Origin of the sequence: Amycolatopsis taiwanensis DSM 45107 (assembly GCF_000519205.1) — a bacterium.
GTDB classification, from domain to species: Bacteria; Actinomycetota; Actinomycetes; order Mycobacteriales; family Pseudonocardiaceae; genus Amycolatopsis_E; species Amycolatopsis_E taiwanensis.
The window spans coordinates 184,929-211,702 of record NZ_JAFB01000010.1; the positions used below are offsets into that span (position 1 = coordinate 184,929).

At 70.6% G+C, this 26,774-nt stretch carries 24 protein-coding genes; 17 read left to right on the forward strand and 7 right to left on the reverse strand.

What is annotated here, in order from left to right:
* Positions 1 to 5: 5 nt before the first annotated feature.
* The gene (locus A3CU_RS0110330) at positions 6 to 755 is read right to left on the reverse strand and encodes a TetR/AcrR family transcriptional regulator (protein ID WP_027942218.1); all 750 of its coding nucleotides are present in this window, start codon (positions 753 to 755) and stop codon (positions 6 to 8) included.
* A gap of 49 nt (positions 756 to 804) precedes the next feature.
* On the opposite strand from A3CU_RS0110330, the gene A3CU_RS52300 reads away from it, so the two are divergent.
* Both A3CU_RS52300 and A3CU_RS44290 read left to right on the forward strand, forming a co-directional pair.
* Complete coding sequence (locus tag A3CU_RS52300) at positions 805 to 1,704, forward strand: AurF N-oxygenase family protein (protein ID WP_027942219.1); 900 nt, start codon at positions 805 to 807, stop codon at positions 1,702 to 1,704.
* Positions 1,701 to 2,633: an alpha/beta fold hydrolase gene (locus tag A3CU_RS44290; protein WP_063628810.1), complete on the forward strand. Its 933-nt coding sequence runs from the start codon at positions 1,701 to 1,703 to the stop codon at positions 2,631 to 2,633. Before A3CU_RS52300 ends, A3CU_RS44290 begins: the two co-directional genes overlap by 4 nt.
* On the opposite strand, the gene A3CU_RS0110345 is transcribed toward A3CU_RS44290, so the two are convergent.
* The gene (locus tag A3CU_RS0110345; protein ID WP_027942220.1) at positions 2,548 to 3,201 is read right to left on the reverse strand and encodes a TetR/AcrR family transcriptional regulator; all 654 of its coding nucleotides are present in this window, start codon (positions 3,199 to 3,201) and stop codon (positions 2,548 to 2,550) included. The two genes, A3CU_RS44290 and A3CU_RS0110345, sit on opposite strands and share 86 nt — an antisense overlap.
* Positions 3,202 to 3,286: 85 nt before the next feature.
* On the opposite strand from A3CU_RS0110345, the gene A3CU_RS0110350 reads away from it, so the two are divergent.
* The 3 genes from A3CU_RS0110350 to moeZ all read left to right on the forward strand — a co-directional run bounded on the left by A3CU_RS0110350 (position 3,287) and on the right by moeZ (position 6,780).
* Positions 3,287 to 4,279: an alpha/beta fold hydrolase gene (locus tag A3CU_RS0110350; protein WP_027942221.1), complete on the forward strand. Its 993-nt coding sequence runs from the start codon at positions 3,287 to 3,289 to the stop codon at positions 4,277 to 4,279.
* A gap of 114 nt (positions 4,280 to 4,393) precedes the next feature.
* Positions 4,394 to 5,494, forward strand: coding sequence for a DUF3152 domain-containing protein (locus A3CU_RS0110355; protein WP_027942222.1), 1,101 nt, complete (start codon positions 4,394 to 4,396; stop codon positions 5,492 to 5,494).
* 107 nt (positions 5,495 to 5,601) lie between these two features.
* Entirely contained in the window at positions 5,602 to 6,780 is a 1,179-nt protein-coding gene (gene moeZ / locus A3CU_RS0110360) for an adenylyltransferase/sulfurtransferase MoeZ (RefSeq protein WP_027942223.1), read from the forward strand.
* Positions 6,781 to 6,857: 77 nt separating this feature from the next.
* Here the strand turns inward: moeZ and A3CU_RS0110365 are convergent, their stop codons facing one another.
* Positions 6,858 to 7,337 carry a hypothetical protein gene (locus A3CU_RS0110365; protein ID WP_027942224.1) on the reverse strand — a complete coding sequence of 160 codons (480 nt, stop codon included), beginning with the start codon at positions 7,335 to 7,337 and terminating at the stop codon, positions 6,858 to 6,860.
* Positions 7,338 to 7,432: 95 nt separating this feature from the next.
* Here A3CU_RS0110365 and A3CU_RS0110370 point away from each other — a divergent pair, with 95 nt between their 5' ends.
* From A3CU_RS0110370 to A3CU_RS0110395, 6 genes are all read left to right on the forward strand, one after another.
* Positions 7,433 to 8,227, forward strand: a complete 795-nt coding sequence (locus A3CU_RS0110370; protein WP_084143189.1) for a TIGR02569 family protein — start codon at positions 7,433 to 7,435, stop codon at positions 8,225 to 8,227.
* A gap of 161 nt (positions 8,228 to 8,388) precedes the next feature.
* A complete protein-coding gene (gene nirB, locus A3CU_RS0110375; RefSeq protein ID WP_027942226.1) occupies positions 8,389 to 10,923 on the forward strand; it encodes a nitrite reductase large subunit NirB in 2,535 nt (844 codons plus the stop codon).
* 5 nt (positions 10,924 to 10,928) lie between these two features.
* Positions 10,929 to 11,258, forward strand: a complete 330-nt coding sequence (gene nirD, locus A3CU_RS0110380; RefSeq protein WP_043840909.1) for a nitrite reductase small subunit NirD — start codon at positions 10,929 to 10,931, stop codon at positions 11,256 to 11,258.
* The gene (locus A3CU_RS0110385; RefSeq protein WP_043840875.1) at positions 11,255 to 12,382 is read left to right on the forward strand and encodes a uroporphyrinogen-III synthase; all 1,128 of its coding nucleotides are present in this window, start codon (positions 11,255 to 11,257) and stop codon (positions 12,380 to 12,382) included. Before nirD ends, A3CU_RS0110385 begins: the two co-directional genes overlap by 4 nt.
* Positions 12,379 to 13,059 (forward strand): sirohydrochlorin chelatase, encoded by a 681-nt coding sequence (locus A3CU_RS0110390; protein WP_027942229.1) that lies wholly within the window; start codon positions 12,379 to 12,381, stop codon positions 13,057 to 13,059. Before A3CU_RS0110385 ends, A3CU_RS0110390 begins: the two co-directional genes overlap by 4 nt.
* 51 nt (positions 13,060 to 13,110) lie before the next feature.
* Positions 13,111 to 13,413 carry a hypothetical protein gene (locus A3CU_RS0110395; protein ID WP_027942230.1) on the forward strand — a complete coding sequence of 101 codons (303 nt, stop codon included), beginning with the start codon at positions 13,111 to 13,113 and terminating at the stop codon, positions 13,411 to 13,413.
* Between the two features lie 17 nt (positions 13,414 to 13,430).
* Here A3CU_RS0110395 and A3CU_RS0110400 read toward each other — a convergent pair whose 3' ends face one another.
* Both A3CU_RS0110400 and A3CU_RS0110405 read right to left on the reverse strand, forming a co-directional pair.
* The gene (locus A3CU_RS0110400; protein WP_027942231.1) at positions 13,431 to 14,555 is read right to left on the reverse strand and encodes a winged helix DNA-binding domain-containing protein; all 1,125 of its coding nucleotides are present in this window, start codon (positions 14,553 to 14,555) and stop codon (positions 13,431 to 13,433) included.
* A 9-nt stretch (positions 14,556 to 14,564) separates the two neighbouring features.
* Complete coding sequence (locus tag A3CU_RS0110405; protein WP_027942232.1) at positions 14,565 to 14,951, reverse strand: DUF3224 domain-containing protein; 387 nt, start codon at positions 14,949 to 14,951, stop codon at positions 14,565 to 14,567.
* A gap of 63 nt (positions 14,952 to 15,014) precedes the next feature.
* Between A3CU_RS0110405 and A3CU_RS0110410 the strand changes: the two genes are divergently transcribed.
* Entirely contained in the window at positions 15,015 to 15,983 is a 969-nt protein-coding gene (locus A3CU_RS0110410; RefSeq protein ID WP_027942233.1) for a helix-turn-helix transcriptional regulator, read from the forward strand.
* Between the two features lie 139 nt (positions 15,984 to 16,122).
* On the opposite strand, the gene A3CU_RS0110415 is transcribed toward A3CU_RS0110410, so the two are convergent.
* Positions 16,123 to 16,410, reverse strand: coding sequence for an MGMT family protein (locus tag A3CU_RS0110415; RefSeq protein WP_027942234.1), 288 nt, complete (start codon positions 16,408 to 16,410; stop codon positions 16,123 to 16,125).
* Between the two features lie 85 nt (positions 16,411 to 16,495).
* On the opposite strand from A3CU_RS0110415, the gene A3CU_RS0110420 reads away from it, so the two are divergent.
* The 5 genes from A3CU_RS0110420 to A3CU_RS0110440 all read left to right on the forward strand — a co-directional run bounded on the left by A3CU_RS0110420 (position 16,496) and on the right by A3CU_RS0110440 (position 25,664).
* Positions 16,496 to 19,660 carry an ATP-dependent helicase gene (locus A3CU_RS0110420; RefSeq protein ID WP_156960308.1) on the forward strand — a complete coding sequence of 1,055 codons (3,165 nt, stop codon included), beginning with the start codon at positions 16,496 to 16,498 and terminating at the stop codon, positions 19,658 to 19,660.
* Positions 19,657 to 22,986, forward strand: coding sequence for an ATP-dependent helicase (locus A3CU_RS44295; protein WP_084143190.1), 3,330 nt, complete (start codon positions 19,657 to 19,659; stop codon positions 22,984 to 22,986). The genes A3CU_RS0110420 and A3CU_RS44295 overlap by 4 nt, the downstream gene beginning before the upstream one ends.
* Positions 22,987 to 23,098: 112 nt before the next feature.
* Positions 23,099 to 23,923, forward strand: a complete 825-nt coding sequence (locus tag A3CU_RS0110430; RefSeq protein ID WP_245616977.1) for an NAD(P)H-binding protein — start codon at positions 23,099 to 23,101, stop codon at positions 23,921 to 23,923.
* Positions 23,924 to 24,126: 203 nt separating this feature from the next.
* Positions 24,127 to 25,146 (forward strand): potassium channel family protein, encoded by a 1,020-nt coding sequence (locus A3CU_RS0110435; RefSeq protein ID WP_052371615.1) that lies wholly within the window; start codon positions 24,127 to 24,129, stop codon positions 25,144 to 25,146.
* Positions 25,147 to 25,208: 62 nt separating this feature from the next.
* Positions 25,209 to 25,664 carry a hypothetical protein gene (locus A3CU_RS0110440; protein ID WP_342668904.1) on the forward strand — a complete coding sequence of 152 codons (456 nt, stop codon included), beginning with the start codon at positions 25,209 to 25,211 and terminating at the stop codon, positions 25,662 to 25,664.
* A 162-nt stretch (positions 25,665 to 25,826) separates the two neighbouring features.
* Here A3CU_RS0110440 and A3CU_RS0110445 read toward each other — a convergent pair whose 3' ends face one another.
* Positions 25,827 to 26,723 (reverse strand): neutral zinc metallopeptidase, encoded by an 897-nt coding sequence (locus A3CU_RS0110445; RefSeq protein ID WP_043840911.1) that lies wholly within the window; start codon positions 26,721 to 26,723, stop codon positions 25,827 to 25,829.
* Positions 26,724 to 26,774 lie beyond the last annotated feature (51 nt).

Sequence of the window (26,774 nt, forward strand, 5' to 3'; positions counted from 1 at the left end):
GTCGATCACGCCGTACCTCCATGCCGCAGTTGCACGACCTTCCTCGCTTCCATCGGCAGGTTCGGGTCGATCACCACCCCGTGCTGACGGGCCAGGCCGTCGATCGCCGCCCAGATGAGCTGGGTCAGGTACTCGACGACACTGTCCCGGCTCATCGAGCGCCGGTCCAGCCACCATTCGCCGGTGTTCTGCACCATCCCGACGATCCCGTAGGCCCACGGCTCGGCCGCGCCGGAGTCCATGCCGAACATGCGCATGTAGTCGCCAAGGAGCGCGGTCAGCGTGGTGGCGATGACCTCCTTGTCCTCGGCCACGACGTCCGCGTCGACGGGTTTGCTGCCGGTGCCGCCGCGCGCGAGCAGGCGGTAGAGGTTCGGGTGCTCCTCGATGACGGAGAAGAAGGCGTTGAGCGCGGTCCGGATCCGCGGAACCGGCGCGAGCTCGGCCTTGATCGCGGGGACGAGCCGGGAGAACAACAGCTCCGTACCCCGCTGGCCCAGCGCGAGGTAGAGGTCGGCCTTGTCCTCGAAATGCCGGTACAGCACGGGTTTCGTCACTCCCGCGGCGGCCGCCACGTCCTCCATGGCGAGGTCGGGGCCGTGCTCGTCCAGCGCCCGCAGCGCGGCCTCGACGAACTCCGCTCGCCGGGCGACCCGGTGCTTGCGCCACCGGTCCCGGCGCGCGTCACCGGTGGACAGCGTCTTCTCGGCCTTCTCGGCCTTTTCGTGCTTGACACGGTCCGTCACAAGCTGGATGCTACCAGAGGTAACTGTTACCAGAAGTAACATGAATTCGGAGGCGTGGATGAGGCGCACGGATTCGGCGCGGGAGAAGGTCGCGGATCGCCTGCTGAAGTCGTCGGCAACCAGGTTCTACGACCCCGAGGTGGACATCGACTGGGCGGCGCCCATCCCGGAGGACAAGCCGTTCGCACTCGAGAAACGCTGCTCGCTCTACGGCACCGAACTGTGGGACCGGTTGACTCCGGAGCAACGGCTCGAACTCGGCAAGCACGAGGTGGCCAGCATTGCCAGCAACGGCATCTTCTTCGAACTGCTGCTGATGCGGATGCTGCTCAAGGAGATCTATCACGCCGACCCGACCACCCGGCACGTGCAGTACGCGCTCACCGAGATCGCCGACGAATGCCGTCACTCCGTCATGTTCGCCCGCTACGTGGAGCGGACCGGGGCCCCGGCCTACGGCCCGGTCCGCATCGTGCGCCGGCTCGGCCGGCTGCTGCCGGTCATCGGTTACGGGCCAGCGCTCTACGGGTCGATCCTGGTCGCGGAGGAGATCCTGGACCGCCTGCAGCGGGAGAGCATGGCCGACGAGAACGTGCAGCCCCTGGTCCGCATGGTCAACCGCATCCACGTGCTGGAAGAGGCCCGGCACGTCGCCTTCGCGCGCGAAGAGGTCACGCGCCGGGTGCCCGAGCTTTCCCGGACCGAGCTGTGGTACCAGCGATGGCTGCTGGCCGTGGTCAGTTTCTGGATCACCCGGACCCTGATCAATCCGCGGGTCTACCGGGCCGTCGGCCTCGACCCGGTGCAGGCCAGGCGGGTGGCGCTGGCCAACCCGCACTACCAGGAGAGCCTGCGCTGGGCGGGGGCGCGGATCATGGCTTTCCTGTCCGAGGCGGGCCTGGTCGGGGCACCCGGGACGCACTGGTGGCGCCGGTCCTTCCTGCTGGCCGACCGTTGATCGCACACGAATTCGTCACCCGGGACGGAACCGGGCTGCTGGTGCGCGGCACCGGGCCGCGGGACGCGCCGGCCACCCTGGTGCTGGTGCACGCCTGGACCCAGGACCACACCGAGTGGGACCCGATCCTGCCCTGGCTGCCGCGTGAGGCGCGGGTGCTCCGCTACGACCATCGCGGACACGGCGGCTCCGCGCCCGCGACTGGAGGCACGGCGACGGTGGCCCAACTCGCCGACGACCTCGCCGAGCTGGTCGCCGCGGCGGTGCCGGCTGGGCAGTTGGTGCTGGCCGGGCACTCGATGGGCGGGATGACCGTGATGGCGTTGGCCGAGCGGCATCCCGAACTGGTGGCCGAACGTGTCGCGGGGGTGGCCTTCATCGCCACCTCGTGCGCCGACCTGGACCGCGTCACTCTCGGCCTCGGCGGAGCCGCCGGCCGGGCGGCGGCGCGCGTCGACAAGGCACTCGGACGGAGGCTTGCCCGCTACGGGAAGGACTCCATTCCGCTGCCCCCGGCACTGGCTGGTCCGGCGCTGCGCTGGCTGGCGTTCGGCGACCGGGCCGCGCGGGCCGACGTGCGGGCGATGAGCCGACAGGTCCTGCGGGCCCATCCCAACAGCGTCGCCGGCTTCCGGGACTCGATGTCGCAGCACGACCGGCGGGCCGCGCTCGCCACGCTACGCGACAAGCCCGCCGTGATCATGGCCGGCGACCGGGACCGGCTCACGCCTCTGTCACATGCCAGGGCGATCGCCGCGGAACTGCCGCACGCGGAGTTCGTCTGTTATCCGGGCGCCGGCCACGAGCTGACCTACGAACGCGCGTACTCGGTCGCCCGGCGGCTCAGTGACCTGGTGCGCCCGGTTCTTGCGGCGGGTGCTGCAGCGGGAACCCGGCCCCGATCCCTCGCCACGCCAGCGTCGCGGTGAGCGAGACCGCGTCCTCGCGGCTCATGGTGCGGTGATGGGCCAGCCAGAAGCGGGCGCTGACCTGGCTGAGCCCGACCAGGCCGACCGCCAGCAGCCGGGCCTTGTCCTCGTCCAGACCGGCGTCCGCGGTGATGGTGTCGGTGATCGCGTCCACGCAGGCCGAGGTCGCCCGGTCCACGGCGGCCTGCACGGCGGGCTCACCACGCAGGTCCGACTCGAAGATCATGCGGTACGCCCCGGCGTCACCGTTGACGAAATCGAAGAAGGCGCCGACTGCGGCCTGTACCCGCTGCTTGTTGTCCGTGGTGGAGGCCAGTGCGTCACGCACGGTGCCGACGAGCTCGTCGACGTGGCTTTCCAGCAGCGCGGTGTAGAGGTCCAGCTTGCCGGGGAAGTGCTGGTAGAGCACCGGCTTGGAGACGCCGGCCTGCTCGGCGATCTCGTCCATCGCCGCGGCGTGGTACCCGTTCTCCGAGAAGACCCGTTGCGCGGCGGCGAGCAGCTGCACCCGTCGTTCGGTGCGGGGAAGCCGCACTCCGCGCTGTTGTGCCGGCGCGATCTCCGTCATGTTTCCTCCCGGTTGGCCCCGTTTGAGATTACTCGCCGGTACCGTCGAGTCGCCAAGCGCCGGGTTGGATAGGCATGCTGGGTGAATGACGGAAACGCTGCCGAGATCCGTGACCAGGCGGGTACCGATTACGCACGTGCCTTTGTCGAGGACTCCGTTACCGGCACTGGATCCGAAATTGCCACCGTGGCCGGGACAGGTCGAGACATTCGGCGATATTTCGGTGTACCTGCGTCGCACTCCCGGCGCGACCGGCGCCACGGCGCTCTTCGTGCACGGCCTGGGCGGGTCGTCCACCAACTGGACGGACCTCGCCGCCCTGCTCGCGCCGCACGGTCGGGGACTGGCCGTGGACCTGCCCGGGTTCGGGTTCTCCGAGCCCCAGCCGGACTTCGACTTCAGCCTGGACGCCTATGCCGAGTTCCTCGCCCGGCTCGTCGAGCGGCTCGGTGAAGGCCGGGTGCACCTGCTCGGCAACTCCATGGGCGGGGCGATCTCGCTGCTGCTCGCCGCTCGCCGGCCGGACCTGGTCCGCACGCTGACGCTGATCTCACCCGCGATGCCGGACCGGCGGCCCGACCCGCGGCGGCTGTCCGACCCGATGCTGGCGCTGGCCTACCTGCCGCTGGTGGGCCGCCGGGCGCGGCGCAGGCTGGCCGCCTGCTCGCCCCGCGAGCGCGCCGAGCAGGTGATCCGCCTGTGTTTCGCCGACCCCACCGCGTTTCCCGCCCACCGGCTGGACGAAGTGGCCGAGGAGTACGCCGCCCGGCTCGGTTTCGCCTGGGCGAACCCGGCCATGTCCCGCAGCACGATGGGCATCTTCCGCACCTGGTTCGCCCGCGGACCGGCTTCGCTGTGGGCCGTCGCGCCGAACGTCTCCGCGCCGGCGCTGGTGATCTGGGGCACCCACGATCGGGTGATCTCGGTGAGCCGGGCGGTGCGCACCGCGTCCGCGCTCCCGAGAGGGAGACTGCTGGTGTTGCCGAAAACCGGTCACGTGGCGCAGATGGAACGCCCGGAGATCGTCGCGAAGGCCGTTTTGGGTATGTGGGAGCGGGCCGAGACGAATGAGTGGTAGTGCCGGGTTACTACGGAGCGAAAGCGAACGGCACACCATTCGGGTGACGAAAAACCCCTGTGTGGTCTGCCGGTCGCTGTACGCATAACAGTTCCCGTGTGGCACGCTGAACGCGTGAATCGAGTGACGCAGGATGCGCCAGGAGATGAGCACCGTGCCCAGTACGCACCATCGTCGCGCGACAGCCGTCCTGTTCGACTCAGTGAGGAGCGTTACCGGCCGGGAAGCCGGCGCACCGGCGCGGAGCCGCTGAGCGCCTCGTGGGAACCCGAACTGGACCGGAAGCCGGGCCGCAAGAAGCCGCCCAAGCCCTCCGGGCTGCGCGGGTTTCGCGCCGCCTTCGGCTGGCGGTTGTACCTGTTGCCGATCTTCCTCGTGGCGACGGCAGTGGTCGTGTTCAACACCGCGCGCCAGCCCGCGCAGCCGATTACCGACACGCCGGTCGCGGCTGGCGTGGGCACAGGCGGTGACGACCCCATCGTCTCCGAGCAGCAGGCGGCACCGATCGACCTGAACATCCCTACCGCCGAACTGCCCGACGGTGGTGTGTTCACCGAGACCGGGCAGGGCTCGTGGCACATCATCCCGTTGCCCAAGGACGGGACCAGCGGCAAGAAGATCGGCAACGGGAAGCACTTCTACCGCTACACCGTCGAGGTCGAGGACGGGATCGATCCGGGAAGTTACGCCGGTGACGACGCGTTCGCCGCGGCGGTCGAGGGCACCCTGTCGGATCCGCGCGGCTGGACCGGGGCCGGCGACGTATCGCTGCAGCGGGTGGACGGAAGCGGGCCGGCGCCGGACTTCCGGGTCCGCCTCACCACCACGAACACCGCCACCCGGCCGGACCTGTGCGGTTACGGCATCAAGTACCCGACCTCGTGCTACCTCCGCGCCGCGCAGCACAGCGTGATCATCAACCTGGCGCGGTGGGTGCGGGGCGCGAAGGCGTTCGGGCCGGACATGACGGGATACCGGCAGTATGCGATCAACCACGAGGTCGGCCACGCGCTGGGCCTTGGCCACGAGGGCTGCAAGGTCAACGACGCGGCGGCGCCGGTGATGATGCAGCAGACCTTCGGGGTCAGCAACAACTACGTAGCCCAGCTCAACTCGGTCGATCCGTACAACAAGCACGCCGTGCCGGCCGACGGCAAGGTGTGCAGGCCGAACTCGTGGCCGGTGCCCAACCTCGGCGACCGGCTCCCCAACTGATCCCGGCATTTGGGAAGGGTGGGAAGACTCCGCGTTCCGGGTGTGTTGTAGGTAGTGGGGAAGCGAGGGCTTGCCCTGGAGTCCACGAGGACGAGTATGGAGGACCGATGTCAGGGACGCTGCCGCCACTGGTGGAGCCTGCCGCGGAGCTCACCAGGGAAGAGGTCGCCCGGTACAGCCGGCATCTGATCATTCCTGATGTCGGGATGGACGGGCAGAAGCGGCTCAAGAACGCCAAGGTGCTGGTGATCGGCGCCGGCGGTCTGGGCAGCCCGGCGCTGCTGTACCTGGCGGCGGCGGGAGTCGGCACGCTGGGCGTGATCGACTTCGACGTCGTCGACGAGTCCAACCTGCAGCGCCAGGTCATCCACGGGCAGTCCGACGTCGGCAAGCTCAAGGCGGTGTCGGCGAAGGAGTCGATCGCCGAGATCAACCCGTTCGTCACCGTCCGGCTGCACACCGAGCAGCTGACCTCGGCGAACGCGCTGGACGTCTTCCGCGATTACGACCTGATCCTGGACGGCACGGACAACTTCGCCACCCGGTACCTGGTCAACGACGCCGCGGTCCTGCTGGGCAAGCCCTACGTGTGGGGCTCGATCTTCCGGTTCGAGGGCCAGGTCAGCGTGTTCTGGGAGGACGCGCCGAACGGCAGGGGCCTGAACTACCGGGACCTCTACCCCGAGCCGCCGCCTCCCGGGATGGTGCCGTCCTGCGCCGAGGGCGGCGTGCTGGGTGTGCTGTGCGCGTCGATCGGCTCGATCATGGTGACCGAGGCGGTCAAGCTGATCACCGGCATCGGCGAGCCGCTGCTCGGGCGGTTGATCAGCTACGACGCGCTGGAGATGCGGTACCGCGAGGTCAAGATCCGCAAGGACCCGGACACGCCCAAGATCACCGAGCTGATCGACTACGAGGCGTTCTGCGGTGTCGTCTCGGACGAGGCGCAGCAGGCGGCGTCCGGTCACACGATCACGCCGGCCGAGCTGAAGGCCAAGTTCGACGCCGGTGAAGACTTCGAGCTGATCGACGTTCGCGAGCCGCACGAGTACGAGATCGTCAACATCAAGGGTGCCAAGCTGATCCCGAAGGACCGGATCCTCTCCGGCGAGGCGCTCGCCGAACTGCCCCAGGACAAGCCGATCGTGCTGCACTGCAAGTCGGGCGGCCGTTCGGCGGAGGCGCTGGCGGCCCTGCACCGGGCCGGGTTCTCCGACGCCACGCACCTCGGTGGCGGCGTCCTCGCCTGGGCCAGCCAGATCGACCCGAGCCTGCCCACGTACTGAGGCACCGGTTTTGGAGGAAGGTGGATTTGCTACGAAACGTTTCGTAGCAAATCCACCTTCCTCCGTTTCGGCTCGTCTCAGCTGCTGAAGAGGGAGTGCCAGAAGGCGGTGAACGAGGAGCCGGCGCCGGGTAGCTGGACGCCGAGCCAGACCAGGACGGCGAGCAGGAGGGCGGCGACGATCCGGGCGAGCCAGTTCGCCGTCAGCGTCGCGGCGACCAGGGAGAAGGGCAAGGCGAGCAGCAGGACGTTCAGCACGACGTTGTTGTCCGCGTGCACCGAGTTGAGCACCGCGTACGCCAGCACGCTCGCGACACAACCCAGCACGGTGATGATCGCGGCCCAGCCAGCGCGGGGCCACGGCCGGCCGGACAGCGGGGCGCCGTCCGGGGTGAGCATGCCGACCAGGTAGACCAGGCTGAACACCAACACCGCGCCGGGCAGCGCGAACAGCGGCAGGCCGAGAAACGCGGCGAGGAGGAATGTCCAGGAGCCGGCCAGGACCGCGCAGCAGCCCGCGGCCCACACGCCGGCGAGCTGCAGAAGGATCACACGCACGCCGCGTACCCTGCCAGGTCCGCCGCGTCGCCGTCTTGCGCGGAAACTCAACCGGCCTTCCCGGGATTTCGCCGATCAGCGGGTAATCTCAGCGGGTGACCGCCGGCCCGAGAACCGAAAGCCCACCGGAGCGTGTGCGGGCGGCCTTCGGGGTCGAGGCCGAGCCCGAACGGCTCCCGGGCAGTTCCGTGTGGCGTTGCGGCGGGATCGTGCTGAAGCCGGTGGCCGACCGCGCCCGGGCGGTGTGGCTGGCGCGCGTGCTGCGGCGGGTCGACGCGGCCGGGGTGCGGGTCGCCCGCCCGGTCCGCGCCACCGACGGGCGGTGGATCGTCGGGGGCTGGGCGGCGAGCCGGTACCTGAGCGGAACCCCCGAATGCCGGTACGACGAGATCATCCCGGCCACGCTGCGGCTGGCCCAGGCCATCACCGGCGAGCCGCGGCCCGGCTTCCGCCGCAAGGACGCCAACGCGCTCGCCGACCGCATCGCGTGGGAAGAGGCCGATATCCCGATCGCCGAGAACAAGGGCGGGCGCTGGTTCGAGGTGCTCGCCGTGGCGCGAAGGCAAGTGCGGCTGCCCGACCAGGTGGTGCCTGGTGACCTTTTCGGCAGCCTGCTGTTCGACGGTGCCGAACCACCCGGCGTCGTCGATTTCGACCCGTATTACCGCCCCGCCGAATGGGGGGCCGCGATCGCCGTGGTGGACGCGGTTTCCTGGGGCGGCGCGGATATCGAACTGCTTCACCGGTGGTCACATCTGCCCGAGTGGTCCCAACTGTTGCTGCGCGCGTTACTCTTCCGCCTCGCCGGGCACGCGTTGAACCCGCGCGCCACGGCTTCCGCGCTCGACGGCCTGCGTGGCGCCGCCAGTGCGGTGAGTGAAATCCTTTGATGACCTGTGCAAGTTCGCTGGGTCAATGCTCACCGGCATCCCCGTGTGACGCCGAAGAAATGTCAACCGCCTGAAACATTTGGCCGTTTTCCACGTAACACGCCGTTCCTACCTTCGGAACCGTCGGAAGGGAGGTACGCGTGACGCTGGCTGCGCAAACGATGCGGACCCTGGTCGTCGCCGGGCACGGCATGGTGGGGCATCGGCTCGTGGAGGTGTTGCGGGCCACGGACACCGAGGGCTCCTGGCGGGTGGTCGTGCTCGCCGAAGAGCCGCGCCCGGCGTACGACCGGGTCGCACTGACATCGTATGTAGACGGATGGGACGCGCGTGCGCTCAGCCTGTCCGGCTCGGACTACGCCGGCGATGAACGGGTGGGCCTGCGGCTGGGCGACCCGGTCCGGCGGATCGACCGGGCGGCCCGGACGGTGACCACGGCGGGCGGCTTCAGGCAGGCCCACGATGCGCTCGTGCTCGCCACCGGCTCCCGCCCGTTCGTGCCCCCGGTGCCCGGGCACGACCTGCCCGGCTGCTTCGTCTACCGCACCATCGAAGACCTGGACGCGATCCGGGCCGCCGTGGAGCGCGCGATGACGACCAGGCGCGGGCGGGCCGCTGCCATGGTCGTCGGCGGCGGGCTCCTCGGCCTGGAGGCCGCCAAGGCCCTGCGCGACCTGGGACTTTCCCCGCATGTGGTGGAGATGGCGCCGCGATTGATGCCGATCCAGGTGGACGAGGGCGGCGGAAGCCTGCTGCGCAAGCTGGTCACCGAGCTGGACCTGACCGTCCACACCGGAACCTCCGCCGAGCGGATCGAGGCGGACGGCGACCGCCTGTCGACGAAGCTGACCAACGGCACCGAACTGGACCTCGACCTGGTCGTGTTCTCGGCCGGGGTGCGGCCGCGCGACGAACTCGCGCGCGACGCGGGCTTGGCTGTCGGCGAGCGCGGCGGAATCCTGGTCGACCTTTCGTGCCGTACCAGCGACCCGGACATCTTCGCCGTCGGCGAATGTGCTGCGGTCGAAGGCCGGTGTTACGGCCTCGTCGCGCCGGGCTACACGATGGCTGAGATCGTCTCGGCACAACTGCTGGGTGCCGAAGGCGTGTTCCCCGGCGCGGACATGTCGGCGAAGTTGAAGCTCATGGGCGTCGACGTGGCGAGCTTCGGTGACGCGCACGCGACCACCGAAGGCGCGCTGGAGGTCGTGCTCGCCGACGCGGTTTCCGGCTACTACAAGAAACTCGTGGTCTCCAGCAGGGACAAGACCCTGCTGGGCGGCATCCTGGTCGGCGACGCCGGCTCGTACAACCTGCTCCGGCCGCTGGTCGGCAGACGGCTTCCGGCCGACCCGGCCACGATGCTCGCGCCGGAGGGGAACGGCAACGGCGGCGTCGGTATCCAGGCGCTGCCGGACGAGGCGCAGATCTGCTCGTGCAATGCGGTGAGCAAGGGCGCGATCTGCGGCGCGATCGTCACGCAGGGCTGTGACAGCGTCGCGGCGATCAAGACCTGCACGAAGGCGGGCACCACGTGCGGCTCCTGCGTGCCGATGCTGTCCAAGATGCTGGACCTGTGCGGGGTCGAGCGGTCCAAGGCCGTGTGCGAGCACTTCGCGCACTCGCGCCAGGAACTGTTCGAGATCGTCAAGGCCACCCGGATCACCACGTTCGGCGAGCTGATCGCCAAGCACGGCACGGGTTCCGGCTGTGCGATCTGTAAACCCGCGGCTGCTTCGATCCTCGCCACCATCGACACCACCGAGCGCAACGGCGGTCACATCCTCGACGGCGAGCAGGCCACCCTCCAGGACACCAACGACCATTTTTTGGCCAACATGCAGAAGAACGGCACCTATTCGGTGGTGCCACGCCTGCCCGGCGGCGAGATCACGCCCGACAAGCTGATCGTGCTCGGCGCCGTCGCCCGGGAGTTCGGGCTCTACACCAAGATCACCGGCGGGCAGCGCATCGACCTGTTCGGCGCGACCGTCGACCAGCTACCCAATATCTGGAAGCGGCTGGTGGACGCGGGGTTCGAGTCGGGGCACGCGTACGGCAAGGCGCTGCGCACGGTGAAGTCGTGCGTCGGCTCGACCTGGTGCCGCTACGGCGTCCAGGACAGTGTCGGCATGGCGATCGAACTGGAGTTGCGCTACCGCGGCCTGCGCTCGCCGCACAAGATCAAGGGTGGCGTTTCGGGCTGCGCCCGGGAGTGCGCCGAGGCGCGGGCCAAGGACTTCGGCGTGATCGCCACGGAGCGGGGGTGGAACCTGTACGTGGGCGGTAACGGCGGGACCCTGCCCCGTCACGCACGGCTTCTGGTGTCCGATGTGGACTCCGGGTCGCTGATCCGGTACCTCGACCGGTTCCTGATGTTCTACGTACGCACCGCGGATCGGCTGCAGCGGACCGCGTCGTGGATCGAAGACATGGATGGCGGTCTGGATCACTTACGCGAGGTCATCGTCGACGACAAGCTCGGGATCTGTGACGAGCTGGACGCGGCCATGGCCAAGCATGTGGAGAACTACGTGGACGAATGGCGCGGCGTGCTGGAGGACCCGGAGAAGCTCGCCCGCTTCACATCGTTCGTGAACGCGCCGGGAACGCCCGACCCGACCATCTCGTTCCGGGTGGAACGGGAGCAGAAGGTACCCGTTTTGCTCGGCATGCCGGAGGTGGAGTCGCGGTGACCGTGATGCGTGCCGAGATGGTGCCCGTGTGCGAGGTGGACCGGCTGGCCCCGGGGCGCGGGGTTGCCGCGCTGCTGCCCGACGGCCGGCAGGTGGCGATCTTCCGTACCGGGCGCGACGAGTTCTACGGACTGTCCAACATGGACCCGTTCGGCCGGGCAGCGGTGCTGTCGCGCGGGTTGACCGGCGATGCCCAGGGCGTGCCGTTCGTAGCGTCGCCGCTGCTCAAGCAACGGTTCGATCTGCGCACCGGCGTGTGCCTCGACGACGAGACGGTGAGAGTGCGCGCCTACCGGGTGCACGTCGTCGATGGGGTGGTGCACGTCCGGCCATGAACATCGTTTCGCCGCCCGGCATCCCGCCTCTGGCCGGCTTCGCGGTGGGGATCACCGCGGCAAGGCGCGCCAACGAGCTCGGCGCGCTTTTCGTACGCAAGGGCGCAACCGTTCGGTACGGTCCGGCGATCCGGATCGTACCGCTGGCCGACGACACCGAACTGCGCTCCGCGACCGTCGCATTGCTCGAGCATCCGCCGGACCTGGTGGTGGCCACCACGGGCATCGGGTTCCGTGGCTGGATCGAGGCGGCCGAGGGCTGGGGGCTCGGCGAAGAGTTGCTCGTCCGGCTGGGCAAGGCGACACTGCTGGCGCGCGGGCCGAAGGCGCGGGGCGCGATCCGTGCCGCCGGCCTGTCCGAGGACTATTCACCGAAGTCGGAGAGCAACGCGGAACTGCTGCAGCACCTGCTCGACTCCGGAGTGGACGGTCGGCGGATCGCCGTGCAGCTGCATGGGGAACCCTTGCCGTACTTCGTTGATTCGCTGGCCGAGGCCGGCGCTGAGGTGATCGAGGTGCCGGTCTACCGCTGGGTGGGCCCCGCCGACCCCGGCCCGCTCGACCGGCTGATCGACGCCGTGCTGGGCGGGGCCGTCGATGCGATGCCGTTCACCAGCGCACCCGCCGCGGCGAGCACCCTGGCACTGGCCCGGCGGACCGGGCGTCAGGCCGCGCTCGTCGACGCCTTCACTTATCGGGTGCTCGTGGCCTGCGTCGGGCCGATCGCGGCGGCACCGCTGGCCGCGCTCGGTATCCCGGTCGTGCAGCCCACGCGGGCCCGGATCGGCGCGCTGGCCCGCGAAGTGGCCGAGGCTCTCCAGGCCCGGTCGCCGCGGTTGCGCGTTGCCGGACGCGGCATCGAGCTGCGTGGCCAGGCGGCCATTGTGGACGGTCAGTTGCGGGAGGTGGCGCCCGCGCCGATGGCCGTGTTACGGGCGCTGGCGGCCGAACCCGGCCATGTCGTCTCGCGCCGTGAGCTGACCGCGGTGCTCCCGGGCGGCGGCGAGGAACACGCGGTCGAGACCGCCGTCGGCCGTCTGCGCGCGTCCCTCGGCGAAGCCACGCTGGTGCAGACCGTGGTCAAACGCGGTTACCGCCTGGCTGTGGAAAGAGACACGCCGTGATCGTGCTGGTGGCGCATGGAACCCGGGCTCTGGAGGGTGCGCTGGTCGTCGAGGCACTGGCCAAGCGGGTGTGGGAAGAGGCGGATGTGCCCGTCCTGCTCGCCTATGCCGATGTTCGCCGGCCCGGCCTGACGCCGGTGCTGGACTCGGTACGCGGGCATCGGACCGTCGTGATCCCCGCGTTCCTGGCCTCCGGTTACCACGTGCGCACCGACATCCCCGCCCAGATCGCGGCAAGTGGGCATCCCGACGTCGTGCTCGCCGAGGCGTTCGGCCCCGCTCCGGAACTGCTCGACGTGCTGCGGGACCGGCTCGACCGGGCGGGCTACCGGAACGGCGACGCGGTCGTGCTCGCCGCAGCCGGGTCGAGCGATCCATTCGCACTCGCCGAAGTCCGGCTGGTGGCCGAGGCACTGTCCTGCCGGCTGGGCACCTATGTCCGCGTCGGCTATACGGCCACGGCGCAACCGTCTGTCGCCGACGCGGTGTCGCTCGCCCGCGGCCAGGGGCGCCGGGTCGCGGTGGCCGCCTGGCTGCTCGCGCCCGGCCTCTTCCACCGCAGGGCGGCCGAGTCGGGCGCCGACGTGGTTGCCGAGCCGCTCGGCTCCCATCCCGGCGTCGTCGACCTCATATTGCTTCGCTACCGCCAGGCGCTGCGCCGTTCGGTTGCCGTATAGGCACCGGTCCAGGCGGCGCGCAGTTCGGGGAAGTCACGGACGGTGGGCGCAGTGTCCGGAACGCCGCAACTGCTTTCCGATCACCGTGCGATGGGCGAAGATGTCTGCGTGTTCATCCTGGCAAACCTTCCCGCTGTCTACTACTTCTGCAAGGCACGCCTGAACGAGGAATTCCCAATTGAGGACGGTGTGGACGACCAGGGCTTGCGCCTGCGCCTGGAGCACAGCGTGCACGCGCTGCGCACGCTGGTTTACGGGAACGAGGCATGGCATCAGGCGGACGCCGACGTCCGGAAGATCGCCGCCCGCTACGCCACTCACCCCGAGTACCCGGCGCTCGGCCTCGACGCCTGATCGGCCGCGGTTGAAGGTCAACCGGTCCAGGCGACGCGCAGTTCGGGGACGCCACGGACGGCGGCGACGCGCTCGGCCTCGGCTTCGACCTCCCGCTTCACGGCGGGTCGCAATGTCCAAAATGGATGAACGGTGAAGTCGAGGCGCTTGCGTCCGGCCGCCTTGGTGCGCCACGTCCCGGCGACCTCCCCGTGCACCAGCAGCGCGCCGGGGTTACCGATGATCTTCCAGATTTCCTTCTGCCGAGCCTTGTCCGGCACCAGCAGCCCGCGGTCGCGGGCCTGCAGGAACGGATCCCACGGCGGCAGTAACCGCACGACGCCGGGCTCCGGCGGGTTCTCCAGGGCCGGCACATCTCCCGTTGGGAGAAAGGCCTTGCGGCCGTCCACCCGCACCTCGGTGAGGCCGTCCGGCCATATGCGCTTGGCCATCGTCGCCGTGGTGCCCACGAAACCGGCCGCTTCCGTGGGCGTGGCCGGTCCGTGGAGGCGCAGGTAGGCCACGACCACGGCGGTTGCCGCGGCCGGGTCCGGTTCGGTTCGCATCGGCGGGCTGCCTTCGAGCGGCGCGAGCGTGGCCGGTGAGGCGCCCGCCTCCAGCCGGGTGCCGCCGTGGACCGCGGCAAGGCGCATCACCTGCTCCGAAACGTGCGTCGCCTGGCAACCCCGGCACCATGCGGACAACCCGGACGGGATGATCTTGGTGATGGCGGTGCTGACCGCACCCTTCGTCATCGGCTCGTGCACGACCTCGCGGATCGCGCGGGCGGTGGCGAACAAGCCGTCGAGCGCGCCTACCCCGGCCGCCTCCACCATCCGCCGTTGGAAGAGCATCCGGTTCATCGCGTCGGTCTCGTCCAGCGGGACGAGCGCCGACGTCACCGCGGGCAACTCGTCCCGCCGGTGGAAGTGCGGCGCGCCGCGGTGCGTCCACGCGAGCACGAACCGGGGATCGTCCACCATGGACTCTTCGGTGACCTCATCGGCCACGCGGGCGGCGAGTGAGAGCGCCGCCGTGTCCCGTTGGGTGTTCTGCAGGCCGAGGTCGAACACCGCGAGCGTGTTCGGGTCCGTCTCGTCCCGGTGCAGCCCGTGGGCCGCGATCCGATGGGCGAGCACCTGTTCGCGATCGACTTCCAGCAAGATCGTCCCTTACAGCTTGTAGTCGAAGGTGTAGTTCATGGTCCTGCTGGAGCCCCACACGGTGCCAGTTCCCCTGATACCGGCCAGATCGCCGGTGCCGGAGCCGGGTACCACGATGAACGTTCCCTGCACCCCTTCGGCCCCATAACCAACCTCGTGCCGGAGGACGAAACTGCCCTTGCGGCCCTCGACGGTGCCCTCGATGCGCTCGAATCCGGGCGCCTTCTGGTCGGTGTGGCCCTCACCGGGGTAGTACATCAGGTAATCGCAGGTGGAGCTGCCTTCGATCACGCCGGTGTAGCCAAAGGTCACATGCGCGTGGGCGAACCGCGGAGCGTTCTCCCCGCCGCTGACGATGTTCTCGGTCCAGCCCTGGACGGTGAAGGTGTCGGTCATGGCGCAAAGTCTGCCGCCCATACCTGTCATCTTGTGTCAGGCTTTTGGTGGAGGCTGAGATTTATGCGGGCGAGCAGGTTGCTCTCGGTGTTGCTGCTGTTGCAGAACCGCGGGCGGATGACGGCGGAGGAACTCGCGGAGGAGCTGGAGGTCTCGGTGCGCACGGTGTACCGGGACATCGACGCGTTGTCGGCGTCCGGCGTTCCCGTCTATGCCGACCGGGGGCGAACGGGCGGGTATCGCCTGGTCGACGGCTATCGCACCAGGTTGACCGGCCTCAGCGAGGAGGAGGCGCAAGCGCTTGCGCTGGCCGGCGTGCCGGCCGCGGCGGCCGAACTGGGCCTGGGCACGGTGCTGGCGGCGGCGCAGTTGAAGGTCGTCGCGGCCTTGCCCGCGGACCTGCGGGCTCGCGCAGGCACCGTGGCCGAGCGTTTCCTGCTGGACGTCCCTGGCTGGTTCCGTGGCGTGGAAAGCCCATCGCGGCTGGCCGAAATCGCCGGTGCCGTCTGGGAGAGCCGGCGGGTGACGATGCGCTACCGCCGCTGGGACGACAGCGAGGTGACCCGGACGCTCGACCCGTTGGGCCTGATCCTCAAGGCCGGGAACTGGTATCTCGCCGGCCGCCGCGACGGCACCGACCGGACGTACCGGGTCTCGCGCATTATCGAGTTGCAAGACTCCGGCGAGTCGTTCTCCCGGCCCACGGACTTCGATCTCGCGGCCTACTGGCGGGGATGGTCGGAGCAGTACGAGCGGAGACTCTATCCCCGGGTCGCCGTCGTGCGCCTTTCTTCGCTGGGGCGCGATCTCGTGCCGTTCCACATGGGTGCCGTCGGCGCTCGCGCGCTGCGGGAAACCGGCGGGGAACCGGACGACGACGGGTGGTCCATTGTGGAGCTGCCGGTCGAGCCGCGCGGTCCGGCGCTGGGGCAGCTGCTGCGTTTCGGCCCGGAACTGCAGGTGCTGGCTCCCGCCGACCTGCGCGCCGAGGTGGCCGAAGCCGTCGCGAGGATGGGCTCCCACTACGCCTGATCCGCGCGAGTCCCCCGTTCCCGTCGTGTGTGTCCCCGTTTCCGTCAGGGCGGTTCCACGGCGAGTGTGGGATTCGTGCGACGCGAACGAGGGACTCGCGCTACGGGAGTGGGGGACTCGCGTGTCGGGTGGGCCGGTGTCAGCCCTGCCAACGGTGGGTGCGCAGGTTGACCCGCTGACCGTCGGCGAGCACACCTTCGGCGCGCAGCAGCTCGAGCTGCCGGTGTGCGAGGTGGGGCGCGGGGGTGCCATTGGCCCGCAGGACGCGGTGCCAGGGCAGGTCGGCGCCGTCCTCGGCGAGAATCCGCCCGACGAGCCTCGGCGACGGCGCGCCCGCGATCGCGGCGATATCGCCGTAGGTGGCGACCTTGCCGGGCGGTACCGTCGCGATGACCTCCCGCACCCGCTCGTGCAACTCCTCGTCCACGGCTACACCCTACTGACCTCCTCCGGCACTTTCGGCCCGAGCAACCGGCGTGCCCTGCGCGAGACGATCAGCGCGCCGTGATTCCATCTCTGGCGTGAGTGGCGCGGGAAGGCAAGCACGGCTGGTCCGCCGGCCCGCCGAACCCGTACGCCCCCAGCACTGGGACGCCGGCGCGGCCGACGTGATCGAGCGCCCGAGCGGGTTCGTGCGGGTGCTGGGCGGGCCGGGCACCGGCAAGTCCACTCTGATCGCCACGGCCGCGGCCAGCCGCATCGACTCCGGCGCCGATCCGGAACGGCTGCTCGTGCTCACCGCGTCCCGCCGCGCCGCCGATGCGTTACGCGCCGACATCACCCGGCGGGTCGTTTCAGGCGCGCGCACCATCCGCGAACCCATCGTGCGCACCGTGCACTCGTACGCCTTCGCCTTACTCCGGCTGCAGGCCACCGCCCTGGAACTGCCGCCGCCCCGGTTGCTGTCCGGGCCCGAGCAGGACGTCGTGGTGCGAGAACTACTGGCCGGCGACCTGGAGACCGGCGCCGAGTACTGGCCGGAACGGCTGCGTCCCGCGCTGGCCGTCCCCGGGTTCGCCGAGGAGCTCCGGGACCTGCTGCTGCGCGCCGCCGAACGCGGGCTCGGCCCGGAAGACCTGATCAAGCTCGGAACCAGCCTCGACCGCCCGGAATGGGCGGCGGCAGGGCGGTTTTGGCGGCAGTACGAGGAGGTCACCGTACTGCAGGGCGCGGGCGGGTCGCCCGCGCTCGACGCCGCGGAGCTGGTGGCCGGCGCGCTGGTGGAGATGGAGGGCGATCCCGAGCTGCTCACCCGCGAACAGGCCCGGATCCGGCACGTGTTCGTCGACGATGCCCAGCACCTCGACCACCTGCAGTTCCGCCTGCTGCGGCTGCTGGGCTCGGCGGCCGATGACTTCGTGCTGGCCGGCGACCCCGACCAGGCCGTGTTCTCCTTCCGTGGCGCGGATCCCGCGTTGCTCACCGACGCGGACTCCGGCGATGCGCGCACCATCACGCTGACCAGGACGCACCGGCTGAGTCCCGCCGTGCACGGCGCGGTGACCAGGATCGCCGGCACGCTCCCGGGTGCGAACCGGCACCGCGCCTTCACCGCGGGGGAGGACCGGGACGAGGGCGCGGTCCGGGTCCGGCTCATGCCGACCCCGGCGGCCGAGGCGAGCTGGGTGGCCGACCAGCTGCGCCGCGCGCATCTGACGGCCGGTGTGCCGTGGTCGGAGATGGCGGTGCTGGTCCGCTCGCCCGGCCAGTCCTTCCCGGTACTGCACCGGGCCCTGCGCGCGGCGGGCGTGCCGATCGCTTCGGCGACCGAGGAGCTGCCGCTCGCCCGTCAGCCCGCGATTCGTCCGGTGCTCGCCGTCCTGCGCGTCGCGGCGAACCCGGACGTGCTGGACGTGGACCTCGCCGAAATGCTGCTGTCCTCCCCGCTGGGCGGCGCCGACCCGCTCGCGCTGCGGCGGATGCGCCGTGGCCTGCGCCGGCTGGAGGTGGCCGGCGGCGGGCATCGTTCCAGCGACGAGCTGTTGCTGGAAGTGTTGCGGGACAACGACAAACTGGCCGGGCTGGCCGATTCGGAGGCCACGCCGGTCCGGCGCGTCGGCGGCCTGATCGCCACCGCCCGGGCCGCGGTCGAGCGCGGTGCCGGGGTCGAGCAGGTGCTGTGGGAGGTGTGGCGGGAAAGCGGGCTGCAGAAGCGCCTGGTGCGGACGGCCGCGGGTGGCGGGACGCTGGGCGCGCAGGCGGATCGGGACCTGGACGCGATCGTGGCACTGTTCCACGCCGCCGGTCGATATGTCGACAGATTGCCCAAGGCGAGTGTGGCCTCGTTCGCCGACTACCTGTCGTCGCAGAACATCGCGGGGGACAGCCTGGCGCCGGTCGCCGCCCGCGGCGACGGGGTATCGCTGCTGACCGCGCACGCCGCTGCCGGCCGTGAATGGACGGTCGTCGCGGTCGCCGGGGTTCAGGAGGGTAGCTGGCCGGACCTGAGGCTGCGCGGTTCCTTGCTCGGCGTGGAAAAGCTGGTCGACCAATTGTCCGGAGTGGACAGTGACCGGGTGTCCGCCACGGCGCCGATCCTGGCCGAGGAACGCCGGCTGTTCTATGTGGCGGCCAGCCGTGCACGGCGGACCCTGCTGGTCAGCGCGGTCGCCGGGGAGGACGAGCAGCCGTCCCGGTTCATCGACGACCTCGAGGAGAACACGGCAGAGGAGTCCGGTGTGGACTCCCGGATGAAGCCACCGGGGCGCTCGCTGGTCCTGGCCGAGCTGGTCGGTGAGTTGCGGCGGGCCGTCTGCGACGAGCGCACCGAGCCCGAACGCCGGCAGCGCGCGGCCCGGCAGCTCGCGCGACTGGCGGCGGCCGGCGTGCCCGGCGCGCACCCTCGCTCGTGGTATGGCCTGTCCGACGTGTCGACCGACGATCCGCTGTACCGCTCGGGTGACGTCGTCCGCGTCTCACCATCCACAGTGGACGTCTTGACCCGGTGTCCGTTGCGCTGGCTGATCGAGCGGCACGGCGGCAGCGACCCGGCGCAGCTGGCCGCGGTGACCGGCACCCTCGTGCACGGACTCGCGCAGGCCGCGGCGAACGGGCTCGACGACGATGGCCTGCGCAGGGCGCTCGACGAAGCCTGGGCCAGGGTCGACGCCGGGGCGCCGTGGTTCTCTCGGCGGGAACGCGCCCGCGTCGAGCAGATGGTGCGCAACTTCCTGGCCTGGCTGGAAATCAGCCGCAGCGAGCTGGCGCAGCTCGGGGTGGAGCAGGACGTCGAGGTCGAGCTGCCGATCGGGGAAGACGGCCTGGTGGTGCGGCTGCGCGGCCGGGTCGACCGGCTGGAGACCGACCGCGAGGGCCGGATGGTGGTCGTCGACCTCAAGACCGGCAAGAGCCCGGTTACCGCGGCCGAAGCGGAACTGCACCCGCAGCTGGCCACCTACCAGCTTTCCGTGCTGCTGGGCGCGTTCGGCGAGAACCAGAGCCCGGGCGGGGCGAAGCTGGTCTATCTGGCCAAGTCGCATGCCAAGAACGGGGCCACCCAGCGCGACCAGCCGCCGCTGGACGACGAGAGCGGCCGGCGCTGGCTGGACCTCGTGCGCGACGTCGCCGTGTCGTCGTCCGGGCCGGTGTACCAGGCCAACGAGAACACCGACTGCGAGCGCTGCCCCGGGCGCGGTTCGTGCCCGATCCGCCCCGAGGGCAGGCAGGTGACCGAGTGACCGGCGCCGAACCGGTCTCGCCCGCGGAGGTAGCCGAAGCGCTGGGGCTGCACCCGCCCACGCCGGAGCAGGCCGCGGTGATCGCGGCGCCGGTCGAGCCCGCGCTCGTCGTGGCGGGCGCCGGAGCCGGGAAGACCGAGACGATGGCGGCCAGGGTGGTCTGGCTGGTGGCCAACGGCATCGTCACCCCGGAACGTGTGCTCGGGCTCACCTTCACCCGCAAGGCCGCGCGGCAGCTCGCCGAACGGGTGCGGGCCCGGCTGCGGCGGCTGGCCGGCTCGGGCCTGCTCGACCGGATCGACCCGGGTGGGCGGCGCCGGGCCGAAATCCTCGCGGGCGAGCCCACCGTGCTGACCTACCACGCCTACGCCGGCCGCCTGCTCGCCGAGCACGGACTGAGGCTGCCCGTGCAGCCGGGCGTGCGATTGCTCTCGGAGACGGCATCGTGGCGGCTGGCGCACCGCGTAGTGTCCACTTGGGACAGTGATCTGGAGACCGACCGGGTGCCCGCCTCGGTCACCGGCCAGCTGCTCGCGCTCGCCGGCGAGTTGGGGGAGCACCTGGTCGGTGCGGCCGAACTGGCCGAGTACAGCAACCGGCTGTGCGAGTTGATCGAGCATGCTCCGCGCGCCAAGGGCCAGCGCGCCGCGTTGCCGAAGGCACTCGCGGAAGTGCTGGAGACACAACGGTTCCGGCTCGCGCTGCTGCCCCTGATCGACGGTTACCAGCAGCGTAAGCGGGCAGAGGGGGCACTCGACTTCGCCGACCAGATGTCGCTGGCCGCGCGGCTGGCCGCCGGGCATCCCGAGGTCGTCGCGGGGGAGCGGGAGCGCTACGGCGCGGTGCTGCTGGATGAGTACCAGGACACCGGCCACGCCCAGCGGGTGCTGCTGCGTTCGCTCTTCGGCGGCACCGAGCAACCTCCGCTGCCGGTGACCGCGGTCGGCGACCCGGCGCAGGCGATCTACGGCTGGCGCGGGGCCAGTGCGGCGAACCTGCCCCGGTTCACCACCGACTTTCCCCGCCGGGAAAAGGGGGTCCGGGGGCAGCCCCCAGTAGCGGATGTGGGGTCGGAGCTTCCACCGGAGGCCGAGCGGCTCGCCCCGGCCCGGGAGTTCGGGCTGCTGACCAGCTTCCGGAACCCGCCCGAGGTGCTCGCCCTCGCCAACGGGATCGCCGAGCCGCTGCGGGCGCGTGGCCTGGGTGTCGAGCGGCTGCGGGCCCGCGACGGCGCCGGCCCGGCGGACATCCAATGCGCCCTGCTGCCGGACGTCCGCGCGGAGCGGGCGTGGATCGCCGACGCCATGGCCGGCCGCTGGTTCACCTTCCTCGAGGCGACCGGTTCGCCGCCCACCGCGGCCGTGCTGGTCCGCCGGCGGGCGGACATGGCGCCGATCGCGGCCGAACTGCGGGCGCGTGGCCTGCCGGTGGAGGTCGTCGGCCTCGGCGGCCTGCTCGACGAACCCGAGGTGGCCGATCTGGTGGCCACGCTGCGGGTGCTGGCCGACCCGTTGGCCGGCACCGCAGCCGCCCGGCTGCTCACCGGCGCGCGCTGGCGGCTCGCGGCCGCGGACCTGGCCGAACTGTGGCAGCGGGCGAACGAAATCGCCGCCCCGCCCCCGACCGAAGAGTCGGACCTGGACGATCTGTTCACCGAGCATGCCGAGCAGACCGGGTTGATCGACGCCCTGGATGATCCCGGTGACTCGGAGCGGTACTCGGCGGAAGGCTACCGGCGGATCCGGGCGCTGGCCGGGGAGCTTTCCCGGCTGCGGCTCCGCCTGGATCAGTCCCTGCCGGAACTCGTCGCCGACATCGAGCGGACCATGCTGCTCGACGTCGAGTCCCTGGCCAGGCCGGGTGGCGCCGGCCGGGCGCACCTCGACGCTTTTGCCGACGTCGTAACCGAATTCGCCGAGACCGCGCCCGACGCGACGCTCATGTCCTTTGTGGACTACCTGGCGACGGCGGTCCACGCGGAGGACGGCCTGACCCCCGGCGAGGTCGAGGTGCTGCCGGACCGGGTGCAGGTGCTCACCGTGCATTCGGCGAAGGGCCTGGAATGGCAGGTCGTGGCCGTGCCACATCTGGTGCGGGAGGTGTTCCCGGCGAAGCGGCGGTCTTCGTCGTGGTTGCGCACGGCCACATCGCTGCCGGCCGCGTTGCGCGGTGACGCCCAGGACCTGCCGCAGCTCCGGGTCGCACCGGGTATGGACCGCAAGGAAATCCTCGAAGCGCTCGCGGAACACGAGGAAAGCTTCGCCGAGCGGGAGGCCGAGGAGGAACGCCGGCTCTGCTATGTCGCGTTGACCCGCTCGGAGCACGCCATGCTCGTGTCGGGGCACTGGTGGAACGAGTCGAGCGGCAAACCGAAGGGGCCCTCGGCCTTCCTCACCGAGCTCGCGGAGCTGGTCGAACCGGTGGCGTGGGCCGAGGAACCGGCCGAGGATCAGGAGAACCCGCTGGTCGCCGAGGGTCGGACGGCGAGCTGGCCCGCCGACCCGCTCGGGGAGCGGCGGCAGGCCGTGGCGGCGGGCGCGGAGCTGGTCCTGGCCGCGCTCGACGGCCCGGCCGTCGAGGAGACCGACGATCCCGACGGATGGATCGCGGACACCGACGTGCTGCTGGCCGAGCGGGCCGCGGCCGGGGCGAGGAGGGAACCGATCACTCTGCCCGGCCGGCTCTCGGTGAGCCAGCTGGTCGAGCTGGCCGCCGACCCGGCCGGTCTCGCCCGCCGGTTGCGTCGCCCCCTGCCGGTGCCGCCCAACGCCTTCGCCCGCCGTGGCACGGCATTCCACGGCTGGCTCGAGCATCGGTTCGCCGGGGAGCGCCTGCTGGAGATCGACGAACTGCCCGGCGCCGCCGACCCGGACGCGCCCGGCGACGAGGCGTTGGACGAACTGCGCGCCGCGTTCGAGGCGAGCAGTTGGGCGGACCGGACACCGCACGAGGTCGAAGTGCCGTTCTCCACGGAAATCGACGGTGTGACCGTGCGTGGCCGGATGGACGCGGTGTTCGCCGATCCGGACGGCGGCTGGACGGTCGTGGACTGGAAGACCGGCTCCGTGCCCGAACCCGCCCGGCTCCGTCCGCTGGCGGTGCAGCTCGCCGCCTACCGCCTGGCGTGGGCGTCCCTGTCCGGCACGCCGCTGGAGAAGGTGCGCGCCGCCTTCCACTACGTCCGGCACGACCACACGCTGCGCCCGGTCGACCTCCTCGACCCCGACGGCCTTCGCGCCCTGCTCCGCTCGGTACCCGAAGAGCCCGCTGAAGAGTCCGTCGAAGAGCCCGGTGAAGTGGAGCAAGGTGGATTTGCTACGGATTAACCGTCGACCCCGCGTGTGACCTGGCGTCATGCCTCAACGCGATGTCGGCGTCGGATGCGTAACGTTTCGTGCGCTGCGGGTAGCTATGTGGCGCTCCACTACGGTGAGACGCGTGACTGGGGACTCGGTGCTGGTGCTTGGGGCGACGGGGAAGACGGGGCGGCTCGTCGCGAGCCTGCTGCGGCAGCGGGGTGACCGGGTGCGGGCGGTGTCCCGGTCGAGCGCGACCCGCTTCGACTGGGATGACGAGCGGACCTGGGCACCGGCGCTGGCGGGCATCGGGAGTGTCTACCTCGCCACGCCCACGGTGCCGGACCTGGCCGTGGACGCGGTGCGCGCGTTCGTGCCCCGGGCAGTCCGATCCGGCGTACGGCGGCTGGTGCTGCTGTCCGGACGCAGCGCCCGTGCCGGCAGCAAACGGATGCTCGCGCTCGAGGAACCGGTGCGTTCGTCCGGGGTGGCCTGGACCATCCTGCGGCCGAGCGTGTTCAACCAGAACTTCGCCGAGGGTCGCCTCCGGGACGCGGTGCGTGCCGGCACGTTACGCCAGATCGCGACCGGTCACGCGCCGATCGACTTCATCGACGTGGCAGACATCGCCGAGGTGGCGGTGGCGGCACTGACGGCGGATGGCCATGGTGGTCAGACCTACGAGCTGTCCGGGCCACGAGCCCTGTCCTATGCGGACGCGATGGCCGTGATCGCCGATGAGACCGGTCGCGCGATCGAGGTCGTGGAGGTCGACCCCGCCGAGTGGGCGGCCGGTGCGCTCGCGGCCGGCACATCGCAGGACGCCGTAGCGTGGTCTCTGGAGGCCGCCACCGGTGTCCGGGATTGCTTCTACGCCACGCCGTTCGATGATGTGCGCCGGGTGCTGGGGCGTGCGCCGCGGGCGTTCGAGGACTTCGTGCGGGAGGCCGCCGACATCTGGAGATGATGCCGGCGGTCGTTGGCGCCACGGCGGAACGCCTCCCATTCGGCCGGGTCTCCGCGATCCGTTGAGTGGTCGCTGCCGGGTCCAGCGCAAGACCGTCCTCGCTTTCTCCAGAACGGGGACGCTTGGGCTTGAGCCGGTGTGCCTGGCGGAGAGCGGGGCGGCCCTTCTACGATCCACAGGTGCGTGATCCCGATCGGACACTCATGGGCATGATCAGGATGCCCGAGCCGTCGACCACCCCGCTGCGGTCGATCGTGCGACGGGTCATCGGCGCCCTGGTGGCGCTGGTGGCCACCGCGCTGATCGTCTACGTCGATCGAGACGGCTACCTTGATGTCAACCGTGGTACTCCGCTTTCCCTGCTGGACAGCTTCTACTACGCGACGGTTTCGCTCACGACGACCGGCTACGGCGACATCGTGCCGGTCAGCGCCTCCGCCCGCCTGGTCAACGTCTCGGTGATCACCGTGTTGCGGGTGCTGTTTCTCATCGTCCTGGTCAGTACCACACTGGAGGTGCTGACCGAGCGTTCGCGGCAGGCTTTCCGGGCCCAGAAATGGAGGAGGCGAGTGCGAGAGCACGTGGTGGTGGTCGGGTTCGGCACGAAGGGCCGGTCCGCCGTCAATACTCTCCTCGGTGACGAGAGCGTCGAGCGGAACCGGGTTGTCGTGGTGGACACCGACCCGCAGGCGCTCGACTCGGCCGCCGCGCTCGGTCTGGTCACCGTGCACGGCTCGGCCACCCGGTCCGATGTGCTGCGGGTCGCCGGGGTGCAGCGGGCCCGGGCAGTGGTGGTCGCCACCAACCGGGACGACTCCGCGGTGCTGGCCACCCTCACGGCCCGGGAACTCGCGCCCAAGGCGCACATCGTGGCCGCGGTGCGCGAGGCGGAGAACGTGCACCTGCTCAAGCAGTCCGGCGCGGACCAGGTCGTCGTGTCCAGCGAGACCGCCGGCCGCCTACTCGGCATGGCGACGGCTTCACCGACCGTGGTCGACGTGGTCGAGGACCTCTTGACTCCCGAGTCCGGGCTCGCCATCACCGAGCGGCCGGTGGAACGTGCCGAGGAGGGCGGCTCGCCGCGCCACCTGGCCGACATCGTGCTCGGGGTGGTTCGCGACGGCACCCTGCACCGGGTCGACTCGCCGCATGTCGACGCGCTCGAACCGGGAGACCGGCTGTTGTACGTGCGGAAGGTCACTCCGGTCGACAGTGGGGACTGACGCAGCCGGTCCGTGACGTCGGCGGGTGTGCATTGCCGGACGCATCTGGAACCATTGCGAACGTGTTGCGCTGGAAGACCCTCGTGTCGCGCTGGAAGACCTTCGCTATCGCCGCGCTGGCCGGCGTCGCGATCGTGACCGGCGTGTGGTGGGCGGGGCCGGGCATCCTGGGGCTCACGGCCCCTGCGCCGGGCATCGTCGCCGACGCGACGGTGACCACCCCTGCGTCCTGCACCGGCACGAACGCGATGGAAACCGTGGAGTTCCAGCAGGGTGGCCAGAGCCGGACCGGAAACCTCGACGCCTGCGGCCACGACAAGGGCGACCGGGTGCAGGTCACCGTCCCGGTGGACTTCGGCACCGGCTCCGGCAAGGTGCACCTCGCCGACGTGATCCAGGGCCACACCGACCTCCGCCGCCCGGTCGGCCTTGCCCTGCTCGCGCTGTCCTGCCTTGGCGGCGGCACCTACGCCTTCCTGGTCCTTCGCGGCCCCCGGCGTGAGCCGGCCCTGGCTTGAGCAGCGCTGTCCCGAACTCGTCAGCCGACCGGCCCATGGTGAAGTAGCCGGCGGGGAGCAGCGTCCGCTTCCTTCAGCGGGTTGTGGCTCGGTGGCGGGAAAAGAAGCAAGGCGTATTTGCTTCGAAACGTCGTGCGCGCCGGACCAGCAGGACCGGGCAGGTCAGGAGACGTCCGAGGTGGCCGCGGCGAAGGTGTTGCACCGGGCGATCCGGTTGTACTGTGCGCCCACTCGCCACCACGACGCGTAGTGCGCGTTGGTGCCGTGGTCGTGGCTGCCGGAGGTGTTGTCGCCGCGCGTGTCCTGATCGCGCCACGCCTTCGCGTACATGTCACGGCTGATCGAACCGCCGCGATCGACCACCGCGCCCAGGAACATCCCGGAAAAGCACTGGGCCTGCAGCTCCTTGCGCCGCGACAGGTCGAGGCCGGTCGGGCTGACCTGACCGTAGGTGTAGATCTGCTGCCATACCGCGTCCATGATCCCGGCGACCTCCTGCACGTGATGGCCGTACTCGTGCGCGATCAACGCGAGGTACACGCCGGGATTGTTGCCGTACTGCTCGACCTGCAAGCCGCGATAGGGCACGTAGAGGTTGTTGTCGCAGTAATAGGCGGCCGTGGCCACGCCCACCGCGATGTTCCCGCACGCGGTCTGGAAGCTGCTCCCGGTCGGGAAATGCAGCGACGGCGGCACGAATGGCAGGTGGTAGTAGGTCAGGAACGGTCCCCACGCCTCGTTGAGGCAACGGGTGGCGGCGGTGAAGAACGCCTCGGCTCCGGCTTCCGAGCTTTCCCAGGACGGCAACACGCAGATGAAGTTCTGTAACCCGGCGTCTGGGTCCTGCAGGATGGGATGGTCGGCGAGCTTGAGGGTCTTCTGCCCGGACGACCCGCCGCTACCGGAACCCGGTGCCGCCTCGCTGGTGCCGGGCGCGGCCGTCGCCGATCCGACGGGCCCGCTCGCCGTGGCCTGCCCGGACGAGTCGTCCCCCGGCAACTTGCTCACCAGGATCGCCACCACCAGCCCCAGCAGCAGCACCGCCACCGCGCCCTGCACGAACAATGCCACCGGCAATGACGACTTGCCTTGCCGTCGGCGCGGGTGTCT